Source organism: Cellulosimicrobium sp. E-16 (assembly GCF_049913115.1).
Classification (GTDB): domain Bacteria; phylum Actinomycetota; class Actinomycetes; order Actinomycetales; family Cellulomonadaceae; genus Cellulosimicrobium.
This window is the reverse complement of sequence record NZ_CP183974.1, coordinates 650,557-666,047: the sequence shown is the minus strand read 5'-3', so window position 1 is coordinate 666,047 and position 15,491 is coordinate 650,557. Positions and strand designations below refer to the sequence as shown.

16 protein-coding genes are annotated in these 15,491 nt (G+C 75.2%); 8 read left to right on the top strand and 8 right to left on the bottom strand.

The window, feature by feature from the left end; genetic code table 11:
• Positions 1-102: 102 nt before the first annotated feature.
• Together pyrE and ACN9MS_RS02950 are read right to left on the bottom strand one after the other, a co-directional pair.
• Positions 103-690, bottom strand: a complete 588-nt coding sequence (pyrE, locus tag ACN9MS_RS02955) for an orotate phosphoribosyltransferase (RefSeq protein WP_369799781.1) — start codon at positions 688-690, stop codon at positions 103-105.
• A gap of 60 nt (positions 691-750) precedes the next feature.
• Positions 751-1,158, bottom strand: coding sequence for a MerR family transcriptional regulator (locus ACN9MS_RS02950; protein WP_426310653.1), 408 nt, complete (start codon positions 1,156-1,158; stop codon positions 751-753).
• Positions 1,159-1,205: 47 nt separating this feature from the next.
• Between ACN9MS_RS02950 and ACN9MS_RS02945 the strand changes: the two genes are divergently transcribed.
• Positions 1,206-2,105, top strand: a complete 900-nt coding sequence (locus ACN9MS_RS02945; protein WP_426310652.1) for an NAD(P)-dependent oxidoreductase — start codon at positions 1,206-1,208, stop codon at positions 2,103-2,105.
• Positions 2,106-2,121: 16 nt separating this feature from the next.
• Here the strand turns inward: ACN9MS_RS02945 and ACN9MS_RS02940 are convergent, their stop codons facing one another.
• On the bottom strand, positions 2,122-2,886 hold the full coding sequence (locus ACN9MS_RS02940) for an SDR family NAD(P)-dependent oxidoreductase (RefSeq protein ID WP_426310651.1): 765 nt from the start codon (positions 2,884-2,886) through the stop codon (positions 2,122-2,124).
• A gap of 72 nt (positions 2,887-2,958) precedes the next feature.
• On the opposite strand from ACN9MS_RS02940, the gene ACN9MS_RS02935 reads away from it, so the two are divergent.
• Positions 2,959-3,744: an exodeoxyribonuclease III gene (locus ACN9MS_RS02935; protein WP_426311808.1), complete on the top strand. Its 786-nt coding sequence runs from the start codon at positions 2,959-2,961 to the stop codon at positions 3,742-3,744.
• Between the two features lie 57 nt (positions 3,745-3,801).
• Here the strand turns inward: ACN9MS_RS02935 and ACN9MS_RS02930 are convergent, their stop codons facing one another.
• The gene (locus ACN9MS_RS02930; RefSeq protein WP_426310650.1) at positions 3,802-6,882 is read right to left on the bottom strand and encodes a carbohydrate binding domain-containing protein; all 3,081 of its coding nucleotides are present in this window, start codon (positions 6,880-6,882) and stop codon (positions 3,802-3,804) included.
• Positions 6,883-7,067: 185 nt separating this feature from the next.
• On the opposite strand from ACN9MS_RS02930, the gene ACN9MS_RS02925 reads away from it, so the two are divergent.
• Positions 7,068-7,688, top strand: coding sequence for a DUF4190 domain-containing protein (locus ACN9MS_RS02925; protein ID WP_426310649.1), 621 nt, complete (start codon positions 7,068-7,070; stop codon positions 7,686-7,688).
• A 2-nt stretch (positions 7,689-7,690) separates the two neighbouring features.
• The gene (locus ACN9MS_RS02920) at positions 7,691-8,494 is read left to right on the top strand and encodes a septum formation family protein (RefSeq protein WP_426310648.1); all 804 of its coding nucleotides are present in this window, start codon (positions 7,691-7,693) and stop codon (positions 8,492-8,494) included.
• A 23-nt stretch (positions 8,495-8,517) separates the two neighbouring features.
• On the opposite strand, the gene ACN9MS_RS02915 is transcribed toward ACN9MS_RS02920, so the two are convergent.
• Entirely contained in the window at positions 8,518-9,195 is a 678-nt protein-coding gene (locus ACN9MS_RS02915) for a TetR/AcrR family transcriptional regulator (protein WP_426310647.1), read from the bottom strand.
• A gap of 104 nt (positions 9,196-9,299) precedes the next feature.
• Complete coding sequence (locus tag ACN9MS_RS02910) at positions 9,300-10,103, bottom strand: peptidoglycan-binding domain-containing protein (protein ID WP_426310646.1); 804 nt, start codon at positions 10,101-10,103, stop codon at positions 9,300-9,302.
• 295 nt (positions 10,104-10,398) lie between these two features.
• Between ACN9MS_RS02910 and ACN9MS_RS02905 the strand changes: the two genes are divergently transcribed.
• The 4 genes from ACN9MS_RS02905 to ACN9MS_RS02890 all read left to right on the top strand — a co-directional run bounded on the left by ACN9MS_RS02905 (position 10,399) and on the right by ACN9MS_RS02890 (position 14,176).
• Positions 10,399-11,112: an ABC transporter ATP-binding protein gene (locus tag ACN9MS_RS02905; RefSeq protein WP_426310645.1), complete on the top strand. Its 714-nt coding sequence runs from the start codon at positions 10,399-10,401 to the stop codon at positions 11,110-11,112.
• Positions 11,112-12,005, top strand: a complete 894-nt coding sequence (locus ACN9MS_RS02900; RefSeq protein ID WP_426310644.1) for a hypothetical protein — start codon at positions 11,112-11,114, stop codon at positions 12,003-12,005. Before ACN9MS_RS02905 ends, ACN9MS_RS02900 begins: the two co-directional genes overlap by 1 nt.
• A 162-nt stretch (positions 12,006-12,167) precedes the next feature.
• Entirely contained in the window at positions 12,168-13,520 is a 1,353-nt protein-coding gene (locus tag ACN9MS_RS02895; protein ID WP_426310643.1) for a sensor histidine kinase, read from the top strand.
• A complete protein-coding gene (locus tag ACN9MS_RS02890; protein WP_426310642.1) occupies positions 13,517-14,176 on the top strand; it encodes a response regulator in 660 nt (219 codons plus the stop codon). The genes ACN9MS_RS02895 and ACN9MS_RS02890 overlap by 4 nt, the downstream gene beginning before the upstream one ends.
• Before the next feature lie 2 nt (positions 14,177-14,178).
• Here the strand turns inward: ACN9MS_RS02890 and ACN9MS_RS02885 are convergent, their stop codons facing one another.
• Complete coding sequence (locus tag ACN9MS_RS02885) at positions 14,179-14,901, bottom strand: YqjF family protein (protein WP_426310641.1); 723 nt, start codon at positions 14,899-14,901, stop codon at positions 14,179-14,181.
• A gap of 120 nt (positions 14,902-15,021) precedes the next feature.
• Positions 15,022-15,426, bottom strand: a complete 405-nt coding sequence (locus ACN9MS_RS02880) for a hypothetical protein (RefSeq protein WP_426310640.1) — start codon at positions 15,424-15,426, stop codon at positions 15,022-15,024.
• Positions 15,427-15,491: the final 65 nt, after the last annotated feature.

The window sequence follows — 15,491 nt, the reverse complement described above, 5'->3', positions numbered from 1 at the left end:
GTGTGACGCGCGCCTCCTCGCGCGACTGCTCGCAGGACGACGCCCCGTGGCGCGGCCACGGGGCGTCGTCAGGAAGGCGGGAGCGCCGGGATCGGGCCAGGCTCAGGCGAGGCCGAGGTCCTCCAGGCTGAACAGGAAGTGGTAAGGCACGCCGAGCGCCTCGATCTTCTCGCCCGCGCCGGTCGCGCGGTCGACGATCGTCGCGACACCGACGACCTCCCCGCCCGCGGCGCGGACGGCCTCGATCGCCGTGATCGGCGACCCGCCCGTCGTCGTCGTGTCCTCGACCACGACGACCTTGCGGCCGGCGACGTCGGGGCCCTCGATCTGCCGCTGCATGCCGTGCGCCTTGGCGGCCTTGCGCACGACGAACGCGTCGAGGTCCTGCCCGCGCGAGGCCGCGGCGTGCAGGAGCGCGGTCGCGATGGGGTCCGCCCCGAGGGTCAGCCCGCCGACGGCGTCGACCTCCGCCGTCCCCAGCCCGCGCTCCTCGAGGAGGTCGAGGAGCTGGTGCCCGATGAGGGGCGCGGCGCGGTGGTGCAACGTCACGCGCCGCAGGTCCACGTAGTAGTCCGCCTCCTTGCCGGAGGAGAGCGTCACCCGGCCGTGCACGACGGCGAGCTCGCGGATGAGGGCGAGCAGCTGCTCGCGGGGCGTGTCGGCGAGCGTCGAGCCCAGATCACTAGTCACGACGGCCAGGGTAGTCGGCGGGGAGCCGCCCGTCAGGACCGCCCGGGAGCTCCCGGCCCCTCACGCGTGGACCGGCTCCACCGGGCTCGCGCCGAACGGCCCGTACGCTGCGCCGCCCACCCGCTCGGCGTCGTCGATGTAGCGGACCAGGGCCGCGCGGGAACGGGTCAGCGTGTCGATCTGGTCGTCCACGCGATCCAGCCGCGCCCGCAGGGCGGTCAGCAGCTCCGGGCACCCCACGAGCTCCGGAGCCTCCCCGGTGGCGCACGGCAGCAGGTAGCCGATGTCCTCGGTCGACAGCCCTGCGTCGAGCAGGTGGCGGATCTGCCGCACCGTGACCAGGTCGGCCTCGCCGTACCGGCGGTACCCGCCCGCGGTACGGTCCGGACTCAGCAGCCCCTGGTCCTCGTAGTACCGGAGCTGGTGGGCCTTGACCCCGCTCCGACGGCTCAGCTCTCCGATGTGCACGACGCCCCCTTGACCTTCAGACCGGTCTGAACGTCGACCATGCTGCCATGGCACACCACACGAGCACCCAGACCAGCACCGACGTGACCATCATCGGCCTGGGACTGATGGGTAGGGCACTGTCCGACGCGGTACTGACGGCGGGGCACCGGGTGACGGTGTGGAACCGCACGGCCGCGAAGGCGGAGGGACTCGTCTCCCGAGGCGCGCGGTTCGCCGGCTCGGTCGAGAGCGCGGTCCTCGCGAGCCCCGTGAGCATCGTCTGCCTCTCCGACTACGAGTCGCTCCAGCAAGCGTTCGCGTCGGTCTCCGAGGAGCTCGACGGCCGCGTCCTCGTCAACCTGACCTCGGGCGATCCCGAGCAGGCCCGCGAGCTGGCCCGGTGGACCGACCAGGCGGGCGCCCGCTCTCTCGACGGCGCGATCATGGCGGTGCCGTCGACCATCGGCACCGCCGACGCGATCATCCTGCTGAGCGGTTCGGCGACGGCCTTCGAGACCCACCAGCCCCTCCTCGGCGCACTGGGAGAGGCGACCTTCCTCGGTGACGACCACGGCCTGTCGGCGCTGTACGACGTCGCCGGCCTCAGCGTGATGTGGGGCGTCCTGAACGCCTGGCTCCAGGGGGTGGCGCTGCTGAGCACCGCCGGCGTCGAGGCGTCCACCTTCACGCCGTTCGCGGCGCAGGTCGCACAGGAGACGGTCAGGTGGCTGCCCGGGTACGCCGCCCAGATCGACCGTGGCTCCTTCACGCCCGACGACGCGACGCTCGCCACCCATGCGGGCGGGATCGCCCACCTGGTCAGGGTGAGCGAGAAGCTGGGCGTCGACGCCGAGCTCCCGCGGCTGTTCGGGTCGGTGGTGGCCCGCGCGATCGCCGCCGGCCGGTCGGAGCTGAGCTACGCCGCGCTGATCGAGCAGCTCGCCCCGGGGTCGAGCGCCTCCTGACGGGCGGGGCCGCGCCCTAGCGGTACTTGCCGATCGCCCGGACGGCCGAGCGCGGCATCGCCCGCAGCGCGGCCGACGCGACGCGGTAGCGCACCGACGGGGTCGAGATGACGACGCCGCGCCGCACGTCCGCGAGCGCCGTCGCGACCACGCGGTCGGCGTCGAGCCACGCGAGGTCCGGCAGGACGGACTTGTCGATGCCCGCGCGGTCGTGGAACTCGGTGTGCGTGAAGCCCGGGCACAGGACGGTCGCGGTGACCCCGGTCCCGTGCAGCTCGACCGCGAGGCCCTCCGTGAACGAGCGCACCCAGGCCTTCGCCGCCGCGTACGTGCCGCCGGCGGTCAGGGCGGCGACGGACGCGACGTTGAGGATCGCGCCGCGACCCCGCTCCGTCATCTGGCCCGCGGCCGCGTGCGACAGGACCAGGACCGCACGGACCATGACGTCGAGCGCGCGCAGCTCGACGTCGAGGTCGCCGTCCACGAAGTGCTGCTGGGTCGCGAAGCCCGCGTTGTTGACGAGCAGCCCGACCGGGCGCTCGTCCGGGCCGCCCGTCGTGGCGAGCCGATCCGCGACGCGCGCGACGTCGTCGGCCACCGAGAGGTCGGCGGGCAGCACCTGCACGCGCACGCCCGCGGCGGCCCGGATCTGGCCAGCGATCTCCTCGAGGCGCGCCGCGTCGCGCGCGACGAGCACGAGGTCGTGCCGCGCCGTGGCGAGCTGCCACGCGAACTCCAGGCCCAGGCCGGCGCTCGCGCCGGTGATGAGTGCTGTCGCCATGGCCACAGCCTACGGGCGGTGGAGCGGGATGCCGCCCGCCACACGGCCGCCGACGTCGGTACGGTGGAGCCCGTGCGCCTCGCGACCTGGAACATCAACTCCGTCCGTGCCCGCGTCGACCGGGCGGTCGCGTTCCTCGAGCGGACGGGGACCGACGTCCTCGCGCTCCAGGAGACCAAGTGCGCCGACGCCCAGTTCCCCGTCGCGCCGTTCGAGGCGGCGGGGTACGAGGTCGCGCACGTGGGCGTGCACCAGTGGAACGGCGTCGCGGTCGTCTCGCGCGTCGGCCTGGACGACGTCGAGACCTCCTTCCCGGGACAGCCCGCCTTCGGCGAGAAGGTCGAGGCGCGCGCGCTGGGCGCGACGTGCGGCGGCGTGCGCGTGTGGAGCCTGTACGTCCCGCACGGCCGCGAGGTCGGCGACCCGCACTACGCGTACAAGCTGCGCTGGCTCGACGAGCTGCGCGGCCGGGCCGAGGGATGGCTCGCGGACGACCCCGCGACGCAGGTCGCGCTGGTGGGCGACTGGAACGTCGCGCCGCTCGACACCGACGTGTGGGACGTCGCGTATTTCGCGGGCAAGACGCACGTGACGCCGGCGGAGCGGGACGCGTTCGCCGCGTTCGGCGCCGCCGGGTACACCGAGGTCACGCGCGAGGCGATCCCCGCCGAGCACACCTACACGTACTGGGACTATCAGCGGCTCCGCTTCCCGCGGAACGAGGGCATGCGGATCGACTTCGCCTACCTCTCCCCCGCCGCCCGTGCTCGCGTGACGAGCGTGTCGATCGACCGCGACGAGCGCAAGGGCAAGGGCGCGTCGGACCACGTGCCGGTCGTCGTCGACCTCGACGGCTGAGCGACCGTCCCGCCCGCGGCGCACGGCCGCGGGCGGGACGGTCGAGGCTCTCCGGAGCTACTTCAGGTACGGGCCCGCCTGCCCGACCTTGCCCGGCGCGGGGTTGCCCGGGAGGTCGAGGACGTAGGCGCGCAGGTTGCCCTTGCCCGGTGCGGGGACCGTCAGGGTCCCGGTTGTCACGACCTTCCGGTCGCCCGTCACGGCGTCCACGTAGGTGCCGTTCGGGACGCGGGAGAAGGTCGCGGCGTCGGTCACCGTGACGAGCACGAAGCTGTCCACGGCGCCCTCGGTGAACCGGCGCTTGTACGCCATGTTCCCTTGCACGCCGACCGTCGAGTACTGCCCCTTCTGGAGCGCCGGCACGGAGCGACGGATCTGGTTGAGCCGCTGCACGTGCTGGACGAGCGGCTTCTGGAGCGTCTGCGCGACCGCGCCCGTCGCGGACTCCACGACGCCGAAGTCGCTCGCCACGACGTCGCCCGCGAGGTGGTCGCCGTAGTACGCGCGACCGGTGGTCGCGAGGGGGCACGTCGGCCCGCAGTCGATCGGCTTGCCCGCCTGGAACTCGATCTCCGAGCCGTAGTAGAGCGTCGGGATGCCCCGGAACGTCCACATGAGGCTCATGTTCTCCGCCCACGCGTCGGTGCCGCCGGCGTAGCGCACGGTCGACTTGTTGGGCCCGTAGTCGTGCGAGTCGACGTACACGACGTTGTACGTCGCGTCGTTGTACGAGTCGTCCGAGTCCTTGCCGTTGTGGTACGCGTTGCCCGCGTCCCCGAAGTTCATGTGCATGCGCATGTCGATGACGCTCATGCCCGAGAACTTCGCGTGGTCGGGCGCATGGTAGGTGTTGCCGTCGGCGCCGCCGAGGAACGCGTTGTCCGACGTCGGCTGGTTGCCCGTGCCCAGGAGGTTCTCGTACTGGAACTGCTCGGCGGCGGCCACGACGTCGTCCAGGGCGTACTCCTTGCGCTCCTTCCACGTGTAGAACTGCGCGGAGTGGTTCACGGAGCCGCGGTTCCACTTGTCGTTGACGAACGCCGCGACCTCGCCGAAGACGTAGAAGTCCTTGCCCTTCTCGCCGTGCGTCGCGACGGCGTGCTCCTGGATCGCGGGCAGGAAGTGCCGGTTCCACAGGACGCGCGGGACGTGCACGGCGGTGTCGACGCGGAAGCCGTCGACACCCATGTCGATGTACCGGTTGTAGGCGTCGATCAGGTACCGCTGCACCTCGGCGTTCTCGGTGTTGAAGTCCGCCAGGTCGTCGTGGAGCCAGCAGTCCTGCGCGTCCTTGCCCTCCCAGTTCCCGATCCAGCACTGGTGGTACGTGCTCTTCGGGAACATGCCCGACGTCGGCGACGGCCACTGGCAGTGGTAGATCTGGAAGCCCTCCGGGCTCTTGTGCTGCGTGGGCGTGCCGAACCCGGAGCACGTGCTCCCCGCCGGGGCGGTCGTCGACCACAGGTCGCCGTTGTACGTGCGGCCCTTGGCGAGCGCGTTCTGCGCGGCGGTGAGGGTGGGGTCGTTCCCGTCGTTCTCCTCCAGGGGGTCGTACTCGCGGCCCTCCTCCTTCGCCGAGTACATCCAGTCCCACTGGCCGTCGCGCGCGCCCCACACGGTCGGCACGAACAGTCCCTTGGCGCCCCAGCGCGACGAGTGGTTGTACACGACGTCCTGGTAGATCTTGATGCCCTTCGCGTGCGCCGCGTCGATGAGGTCCTGGTACGAGGCACCCGGCGTCTCGAGCCGCGGGTCCACCCGGAAGAAGTCCCAGCCGTGGTAGCCGTGGAAGTCGTAGTCGGAGCGGTTGAGCACGACGGGCGTGATCCAGATCGCCGAGAAGCCGAGGCCCTTGACGTAGTCCAGCTTGTCGACGAGGCCCTGGAAGTCGCCGCGGAACATCGGGTCGTCGTTCGCCGCGTTGCCCGACTTCACGTGCTGCGACCCGCCGCGGTTGTTCTGGCTCACGCCGTCGTTGAAGCGCGCGGTCATGACGAAGTAGATCGCGTCCTCGCGCGGGTCCCCGCCGAGCGGCTCGCCCGTCGTGCCCGGCTCGACGACGGGCTTCGTCCCCGTCGTGACGACGACGGGCGCGCTCGCCGCCGAGCGGTTCCCGGCGGCGTCGACGGCCGACACGCTGTAGGTGTACGCGGTCCTCTCGAGCAGCCCGACGTCCGTCGCCGACGCGGTCGTGACGTCCCGCGTCACGGTGCCCGCTCCCCCGGCGCGGGTCAGGGTGTACCCGGTGACGCCCGTGTCGTCCGTCGCGGCGTCCCACGAGACCGTGACCCGGACGCCGTCGGCCGTCGCGACGAGCCCCGCAGGGACGCTCGGTGGCTGCGTGTCTGGCTCCTCGGGGACGTCGGGACCGCACGGGCTCTGCGCGACGGGCGCCACGACGCCGCCCGAGACCGTCTGCAGTCCCGCGGCGTAGCGGTAGTTGGCTCCGCCGTTGTTGTCCCACCGCCCGGAGCCGTCGTTGAAGACGACCTGGCCGCCGCTCGCGTCGCCCAGGTCGATCGTGTGCGCGAACCAGCCGGCGCACGCGGCGGTCATCGCCGTGCCCGGGACGCTCGTCCACGCGCCCGAACCCACCTGGTAGTGGATCTTCGGCGCGGCCCACGACGTCGCGTAGTAGATCGTCGCGGTCGGGTCCGCGGGGTCGGTCGGGTCGGTCGGGTCGGTGGGGTCCGTGGGGTCCGTGGGACCGGCGCCGCACGGCGACGTGCCCGTGGTGAGCACGCCGTCCCGCACGACGACCGTCCCCGCGCCCGCGCGGTAGTTGGCGCCTCGGTTGTTGTCCCAGGTCCCGGCGCCGTCGTTGAACGTGAGCTGCACCCCCGACGCCGCGCCGAGGTCGATCTCGGCCGTGAGCCAGCCGGTGCAGGCGTCCGCCATCGGGACGCCGGGGACCGCCGTCCACGCGGCGCCGTCGACGCCGTGGTGGACGTTCGTCACCGTCCAGCCCGGGCGGTCGGGGTAGTAGACGGTCGTCGTGGCCGTGGTGGCCGTCGTCGCGGTCGTCGTCGCGCTCGGCGCCGCGACGGCGCTCAGGCCGGCCGCCCCCGGCAGGGCGACGGCGAGGGCCAGCGCCCCCGCCAGGCGTGCCCGTGACCCTGCGAGCCTCGTTGTTCGCATCGGTGATCCTCCGTGTCGTGTCCCGGCGTCGGTGCCGGGACGTCGGCCGCCGGTCCGCGTGCCGCCGTCGTGGAGGACGCACCCTGGCTGTACCGTTGCTGCAAGATGTAGCAACATTTGCGGTTGCTTACAAGAGCCTGTTCATACGGCGGACGCCGTCCCGCGCCCGTCGCTACGGTGTGTCCATGACCACGCCCCCCGTCCCGCCGTACGGGTCGCCCGACGACCCCGTCGACCCGTACGCCGCCCCGCGCCCGCACCAGCCGCCGCTCACCCCGTACAACCCGCCGACCGACGCCACCGCCGGCGCCCCGGCGCCGGAGCAGGGCGGCTTCGTCGCACCGTCCGGGGCGGGCGGCGGGTATCCGGGCGCACCGGCGCCCGGGACGGGAACCCCCTACGGCACGCCCGCCGCTCCGGTCGGGCAGGGGTCGCCCTACGGCCCGGGCACCGCCTCTGCCTACGGCTCCGCACCGAGCGGCGGGTACCCGCCGTCGGACCCGTCCGCCTACCCCGGGTCTGCCGGCTACGGCGCCTACCCGCCCCCCTACGGGTCCGTGTACACGGCGCCGCCGCGGACGAACGGGCTGGCGCTCGCGTCGATGATCGTCTCGATCGCGAGCCTCGTGGTCTGCGCGGGCTTCCCCGGCATCATCGGCCTCGTCCTCGGGATCGTCGCGCTCAACCAGGTGATGCGGGACGGGACGCGCGGGCGCGGGTTCGCCGTCACCGGCATCGTCGTGGGCGCCGTCTGCACGGCGTTCGCGATGCTCATCGTGCTCGCCGCGACCCTGAGCGACTCGTAGCCGTGGCCGACGACGACCTCTTCGCCCCGCCCGGCGGCCCGACCGGCCCGCCCCGGCCCCCGGCCCCAGTCCCGCCGGCGGCGACCCCGGACCGGCCGAGCGCCCCGGCGCCGTCGGGCACCTCGGTGCCGCCGAGCGCCCCGGTGCCGCCCTCGGCCGCCACGGTCGGACCGGGCTTCGCACCGGAGACGTACTACGCGACCGGGTGGCAGCCCGCGCCGCCGCGCGTCGAGCCGCTCGCCGTGGCGAGCGTGCCCGCGGGCGTCGTGCTCGGGCCCGTCGGGATCGGGCTCGGTGCCGCGGGGCTCTCCCGCGTGCGGTCCCGGGGCACGCGCGGTCGCGGGCTCGCCGTCGCCGGCATGGTGGTGGGCGCTGTCGTCACGGTCGCGTGGACCGCGGGCGCGCTCGTCTGGTGGCAGGGCGAGCAGGCGCGCACGCCGCTCGCGGGCGACGTCGACGCCCCGCAGACGGTCAACGCGATCCAGCTCGTGCTGGGAACCTGCCTCGACGAGCTGCCGCCGGACGGCGAGGTGTCGCAGGTGCGGGCCGTGCCGTGCGCGGACGAGCACCGGGCGCAGGTCGTCGCCCGGACCGACCTGGGCGCGGACGAGGTGTGGCCCGGTCAGCAGGCCGTGGACCGCCGCGTCGCGCGCGTGTGCACGCCCGACGTGCTGGGCGCCGACGCGCCCGAGGACGTCGAGCTCGTCGTGTGGTCGCCGACCGAGGCGTCCTGGCGCGACGGCGACCGCACGGGGCTGTGCCTGGCCGCCGGGGCCGACCCGCTCCCCGCCGACCTGCTCGGCTGAGCGCGCCGAGGAGGTCCTCGCGCTCAGCGCGAGGGGACCTCCTCGGCGAGGATGAGGTCGAGGTAGGCGCGCAGGTCGGCCGCCATGTCGACGCGCTCGGGGCGCGGCCGGTCGAGCGACAGCAGCCACTGGACCTGGAGCCCGTCCATGAGCGCGACGATCTGCCGCGCCGCGGTGTGCGGGTCCACCCCGGCCCGCAGACCGCCCGCGCGCGCCCGGCGGGAGAGCTGCTCGACCGCCCGAGCGACCGCCCACTCGTACCGCCGGACGAAGTACTCGTGCGCCGGGTGGTCCGGGGACGTCGCCTCCGCCGCGAGCGCCGTGAACAGCTCGACGATGTGCCGCCGGAGGGCGTTGCGCTCGACCAGGCGCACGAGGGCGTCGAAGTAGTCGGTCCCGCGCGCGAGGTCCTCGTCCAGGTCCGCCACGTCGACGGTGTCGCGGTAGTCGAGCACCGCCTCGAGGAGGGCGACCTTCGTCGGGAAGTGGTGGAGGAGGCCGGGGTGGGACATGCCCACACGCGACGCCAGCTCGCGCAGCGAGGCGGCGTGGAAGCCGACCTCGCCGAAGAGCACGACGGCGGCCTGGAGGATCTCCTCGCGCTTGGCGCGGCCCTTCGCGTACCCGCGCCCGGGGTCGGGGCTCGCGGTACGACGGGGAGCGCCACGGTCGTGGCCGGCTCCGAGGGCCGCGCTCGTCATGGGTCCTGCTCCGTCCGTCGTCCGAGAGGGAAAACCCTACCGACCGCGGCAGGTCCCCGGTGCCCGTCCGCCGGCTTTCACCCGCCCGGCCCGGCCCGCAGCGCTCAGGACGCCGGCGCGAGCGTGGCCTCGGCCTGGTCCCCGGTGCTCGGGGTCGGCCCCGGCACGGCGCCCGACGGCCGGTCCGTGGACGACGGCGGCGCGGGCTCGGTCGGAGCGGTCCCGCCCGGGTCCGTGGACTCCTCGTCACCGCCCCCCGGGGCGGCCGCGAGCGCCTCGGCCGTCGCGGCGGTCACGGCACCGTCGCCGGGAAGGCCGTTCGCCTCCTGGAAGGCGCGCAGCGCGGCCCGGGTGGCCTCGTCCAGCGTGCCGGTGACCGCGACGTCCGCGCCGTGCACGCGGAGGCGTTCCTGGACCCAGGAGACGGACGCCGCGTCGGGCTCGGTCGTGGGTGCCGGGGTCGTCGGCGCGGGCTCCGGCGCGGTGCCGCTCGGCGCGGCGGCGGAGGGCTCGGTGGCCGGCGCGGGGTCGGCCGACGCGGGCGGCGTGTCCGTCCCGCCGGTCGACGGCCGGGGCGCCGGCGTCGTCGCGGGGCCGGCGCCGTCCGCCGGGTCCGCGGCGGGCGGCGGGATGCGCGTCACCTCGGGGCGGGGGACGTCGGGGCGCGGCGTGACGGCCGGGACGCCGTCCTCGACCGTGGTCCCGCCGTCGGCCGAGGCGCCGACGACGAGGGCCTCGCCACCTCCCGTCGCGGCGCCCACCATCCCGGCCACTGCCACGACGAGGGTCACCGCGCCGGCGCCCGCGGCGACCGTGACCCACGGCGTGGCCGCGCGGCGCTCGACGGGCGTCGTCGGGGCGACGCGGCCGTCCTCCGGGGAGCCGGTCGAGCCTTGACGTCGGCGCACGTCGCCTCCTTCCAGGGCGGTCGAGGACCGGCGGACGACGCGTGGCGCTGCCCGCCAGAACGGTCGGGTGGACGTCCACCCTGCCCCATGGCCCGGCCGGATGTCACGCCCGGCGCCCTCACCTGCGACGACGCCGCGCCCGACGGCGCGGGTCCACGCCCCGACCGACCGGGTTGCGACGAAGGTCGCAACACAGGTTCCCCCCTGCGCCGCAAGACCCGCGTACCGCCCGCGCGACAGCCTGGTGGGGCACCGCACGGGAGCCCGTGCGGGACGCATCGAGGAAGGGACCGGCATGACCACCATCCACGTCTCCGGGCTGCGCAAGACCTACGGGGCGTTCGACGCCGTGCACGACGTGACGTTCACGGCCGCGCCGGGTCGCGTCGTCGGGCTGCTCGGGCCGAACGGCGCGGGGAAGTCGACGACGCTGCACGTCCTGCTGGGGCTGGCCGCGGCGACCGCGGGGAGCGCGACGTTCGACGGGCGCGCGTTCGCGGACCTGGCGCACCCCGCCCGCACCGTCGGCGCCCTGCTCGACGCCGGCGGGCTCCATCCCGGCCGCACGGGCCGCGACCACCTGCGCGTGCTCGCCGCCGCGGGCCGGATCCCGCCGGGGCGCGTCGACGACGTGCTCGCGCTCGTCGGCATGACGCCCGCCGCCGACCGTCGCGTGCGCACCTACTCGCTCGGGATGCGGCAGCGCATCGGCATCGCCGCCGCGCTGCTCGGCGACCCGGAGGTGCTCGTGCTCGACGAGCCCGCCAACGGCCTCGACCCGGCGGGCATGCGCTGGCTGCGCGACCTCGTGCGCGCGTTCGCCGACGACGGCGGCACCGTGCTCCTCGCGAGCCACGTGCTGTCCGAGGTGCGGCAGGTCGCGGACGACCTCGTCGTCATCGGGCAGGGCCGCGTCGTCGCCGACGGGCCCCTCGACGACCTGCTCCGCGGGGAGTCCCTGGAGGACTTCTACCTCGACCTGACCGCCACGACCGAAGGGGTGCGCTGATGTACCGCGCCGAGATGCTCAAGCTCCGCACGACCCGCGCGACGTGGGTCGTCGCGGCCGTCGCCGTCGCCGGGATGCTCGTCGTCCAGGCCTTCACCCTCCTGCTGCCCACGATCCTGCGGGGCACCGAGGCGCTCGGTGGCGGCTCGACCGTCGGGTTCCAGGCGTCGCCCGAGATGCTCGAGGACCTGGCGCCCGACCTCGGCGCGCTCACCGACGCCGCCCAGCCGTCGTTCCAGCGCGGCATGCTCGACCTGCTCGGCAACGGGCTGAACGGCTCGGGTTCGGTCGGCGTCGCGACGATGTGCATGCTCCTGCTCGGCGTGCTCGCCGTGACGACGGACTTCCGCACGGGCGGCATCGTGCCGACGGCGCTCGTCCAGCCGTCGCGGCTGCGCATCCTCGCGGCCAAGGCGGGCGCGACCGCGACCGTCGCCCTCGCGGTGGGCGTCGTGCTCGCCGTGGTCGGCGCCCTGGGCCTCACCGTCGCGATCGTCACGACCCCGGGCGCGACCCTCGCGCTCGGCCCCGGCGAGGTCCTCGGCGTGTGGGCGCGCGGCCTCGCGGTCCTCGTCCTCCTCACCTGGTTCGGGCTGGGGATCGGGACGCTCGTGCGCGGCCAGGTGGCCGCCGTCGTGACCGTCGCGGCGCTCGCGCTCGCCGAACCCATCGTGCGTGGTGCGGTCACCCTGCTGTCGGGCGGCGAGTCCGCCGCGGCGGAGTGGCTGCCCCTGGGCCTGGGCGCGCTCGCCTCGACGGGGCAGTCCGGCGCGGCGCTCCTGGGCGGTGCCGCACCGCTGGGGACGCTCGCCGCGCTCGCGGGGCTCGTCGCGTGGGTCGCCGTGCTCCTCGGGAGCGGTGCCGTGACCCTGCAGCGCCGCGACCTGGTCTGACGACCGCCGAGGGAGTGGTCCGGTATCGCGAGCAGAGGCGTGGTCACCCGTTCCGGAGACCACGCCTCTCCCTCGGTGGACCACGCCTCTACCTCGCGGTCGGGTCGATGCGCCCCCGTAGGGTGGGCAGGCCCGTTGCCCGACCGTCCGTACCCGTTGCTCGTGCCCGCCGCACCGTACCCGTCGTCCCGTCTGGAGGAGATCGTGACCGAGGCCCTGCGCCGTGCGCTCGACCGGGTCGGCGTGCGCACCGACACCGGCCGCGACGCCGTGCTCGCCGGGTTCGTCGCCGCAGCCACCGTCGTGCTGTTCCTCGGCATCGAGCGCGTGCTCGCGACGGACGTCGGCGCGACGTTCGGCGCGGGGCCGGGCGCCGCGCTCGTCACCCCGGGGGCGCGAGCGACCGTGCTCGCGCTCGTCGTGCTCCAGGCGGCGACCCTCACGGTCCGCCGTCGGGCGCCGCTCGCCTGCCTCGCGCTCGCCGTGGCGGCCCAGGTCGCCATCACCGTGCTCCTGCCCCCGTACGTCGGCTTCCAGGCCCCGGCGACCCTCGTCGCCGCCTACTCCGCCGGGGCGTACGCGCCGCGTCGCACGCGCCTGGCCGCACCCGCGGCGGCGGCGGTCGCGCAGGTCGTGCTCGTCTTCGCGCTCGGGGGGTTCGCCGTCCCCGCCGGGGCGGGGCCCGCGCAGCACGCGCTCCAGGTGGGCGGCGCGCTGCTCTCGGCGCTGCTCACGTTCGTCGGAGCGGCGCTCGTCGGGTCGTACGTCGCGACGCGCCGCGAGCTCGTGACCGAGCTGCGCGACCGGGTGCTCCGTGCCGAGCGCGAGCGCGAGGCGCTGGCCGCCCAGGCGGTCCTCGAGGAGCGGGCGCGCATGGCGCGCGAGCTGCACGACGTCGCGGCCCACCACCTCTCGGGCATCGTGGTCCAGGCGTCTGCGGCCGAGCGCCTCGTCGACGCCGACCCGGAGCGCGCCAAGGAGTCGGTGCGGTGGATCCGCGTGCAGGGCCGCGAGACGCTCGACGACCTCCGCCTCGTGGTCGGCATCCTGCGCGGCCGCGACGACGAGGACGGCGCGGAGCGCGAGGCGCCGCAGCCGACGCTCGCCGAGGTCCCCGCCCTCCTCGACACGGCACGCTCCGCGGGCGCCGTCGTCACGGTCGAGACCGACGGCCGCCCGTGGGAGCCGACGCCGAGCACCCAGCTCGCCGTCTACCGCGTGCTCCAGGAGGCGCTCGCCAACGCCCGCCGGCACGCGCCGGGACGGCCCGTGGCCGTGCGGTTCGCGTGGTCGGCCGCGGACCTCGTCCTCACCGTGCGCAACCCGGCGGCGGGAACGGTGCGGGTCGCCGACCCGCAGACCGGGCACGGGCTCGTCGGCATGCGCGAGCGGGCGGCCGTGCTCGGCGGCACGCTCGACGCGCGGCGCGCCCCGGACGGGGCGTGGCTCGTGCGCCTCGCCGTGCCGCGCGCACCCGCGCGCGACTCCCGCACCGCCGACCAGGAGGTCTCGTGACACGCGTCGTGCTCGTGGACGACCAGGCCGTCGTCCGCGCCGGGTTCACCGTCATCCTCGAGAGCGAGGGGATCGAGGTCGTCGGCGAGGCCTCGAACGGCGCCGACGCCGTGCGCGTCGCGCGCCGCGAGCGACCCGACATCGTGTGCATGGACGTGCGCATGCCCGGTGGCGACGGGATCACGGCGACGCGAGCGCTCGCCGGGCCGGACGTCGTCGACCCGGTGCCCGTGCTCGTGGTGAGCACGTTCGACCTCGACGACTACGTGTTCGGGGCGCTGGAGGCCGGGGCGAGCGGGTTCCTGCTCAAGGACGCCGAGCCGGACGTGCTCGTCGACGCCGTGCGCCGCGTGGCGGCGGGCGACGGCCTGGTCGACCAGTCCCTCACGCGTCGGGTCATCGGCGAGTTCGCGCGCCGCCGCGCACCCGTCTCCCGGGACGACGACGCGGCCGCGCTCCTCACCCCGCGCGAGCTCGACATCGTCGACCTGCTGTGCCGCGGGTCGTCCAACGCGGAGATCGCGACGGCTCTGTTCCTCGAGCCGAGCACCGTGAAGTCGCACCTGAGCCGCGCCATGACCAAGACCGGGGCGCGCGACCGCGTGCAGCTCGTCGTCTGGGCGTTCCGGCACGGGGTCGTCGACCCGGCCCCCTGAGCTCAGCGGACGGGGCGCGGTACCGCGAACCGTGCGTGCACCGGCGCGGCCACGTGCACGAGCTCCGGGTCGGCGGGCGGCAGCCCGAGGCGGTCGAGCACGTCCGTGTCGAGCGCGTCGAGCGTGCCGCGCCGCAGCGTCCACGGCTCGTGCACGACCGGGAACCGCCACAGCCGCCCGGCCCGCGCGCCGTACGCGTTCCACCGTGCCGTGAGCCACTGCACGAGGCCCGACGACGCGTCGACCTCCTCGTGCGCCCGCACCTCGGCGCAGAAGGTGAGGTCGCGCAGCCCTGGGTGCTCGTGCGGGACGTGCAGGGGTCCTCGACCCGCCGAGCGGAACCGGTAGCGCACCGCCGACGGCGGGCCGGCGCGGTCGCCGCGCGCGTGCACCACCGCGCCGGACGGGTGGTACGGGACGCCCGCCGCGCGCGTCGCGGCGACGAACGCGCGCGACGTGGCCCACAGCCCGAGGAACCACACGCCCTCGGTGCCCGCGCGGTCGCGCACGTACACGCGGACGTTGAGCTCGGGGAACGTCGACCACGCGCCGAGGGCGGGCAGGGGCGGGACCCGGACGTCCGCCATGACGAACGGGACCACGCCGAGCCACGTCGCCCCGCCGACCTCCTGCACGGTGAGGCCGGGCGGGAGCCAGCCCTGCACGACCGCAGGGTCGGCGCGCCAGTGGAGGAACGTCAGCGCCTCCCAGCGCTGCGCGGTCACGACGATCCTCGGGAGCCGGGGATGTCGGGGACTCATGGGCCCACGGTGCAGCACCGCGCGCCGGCTCGCACCCGCGACGCACGAGCCCGGTCGCCGGGTGCGGGTCGCGGTCGGAGGAGGTCAGAGGACCTGGTAGAGCGCACCCTGCACGACGCTGAGGACGACCCCCAGGAGCGCCGCCGCGCCGAGGGCCGTGCCGGCTGAAGCGAGCGCCGTGCCCGGCATCCGGCGCACGAGCGCGACCGCGCCGGCGACCGTCGCGACCAGCGCGAGCACGCCCGTGAGGATGCCGTTGGCGAGCTGGAGCACGCCGATCGACGACGGCGAGTAGTCCGACGACGAGAGCACGAACGGGAAGGCCAGCGTGACGACCGCACCGACCAGGACGGTCGCGATCCCGAGGACGAAGGCCACGACGGCGAGCGTCGAGCGTCGCGCACCGGGCGCCAGGGCCGGCGAGCTCGAGCCGTAGGGGGACGGGGCGGGTGCGGACCAGGTCTCGGGGTCGGGCTGGGGAGCGCTCATGCGTCCATCCTGCCGAAGCGCCGGGTCCGGCGACAGGGACGTCCGCGCGCTGCGACGGTCGGCGC

Bases quoted from the DNA above. Each gene is read 5' to 3' on its own strand.
- ACN9MS_RS02945 (WP_426310652.1), top strand. From the start codon at position 1,206: ATGGCACACCACACGAGCACCCAGACCAGCACCGACGTGACCATCATC.
- ACN9MS_RS02940 (WP_426310651.1), bottom strand. From the start codon at position 2,886: ATGGCGACAGCACTCATCACCGGCGCGAGCGCCGGCCTGGGCCTGGAG.
- ACN9MS_RS02930 (WP_426310650.1), bottom strand. From the start codon at position 6,882: ATGCGAACAACGAGGCTCGCAGGGTCACGGGCACGCCTGGCGGGGGCG.
- ACN9MS_RS02925 (WP_426310649.1), top strand. From the start codon at position 7,068: ATGACCACGCCCCCCGTCCCGCCGTACGGGTCGCCCGACGACCCCGTC.
- ACN9MS_RS02915 (WP_426310647.1), bottom strand. From the start codon at position 9,195: ATGACGAGCGCGGCCCTCGGAGCCGGCCACGACCGTGGCGCTCCCCGT.
- ACN9MS_RS02905 (WP_426310645.1), top strand. From the start codon at position 10,399: ATGACCACCATCCACGTCTCCGGGCTGCGCAAGACCTACGGGGCGTTC.
- ACN9MS_RS02900 (WP_426310644.1), top strand. From the start codon at position 11,112: ATGTACCGCGCCGAGATGCTCAAGCTCCGCACGACCCGCGCGACGTGG.
- ACN9MS_RS02880 (WP_426310640.1), bottom strand. From the start codon at position 15,426: ATGAGCGCTCCCCAGCCCGACCCCGAGACCTGGTCCGCACCCGCCCCG.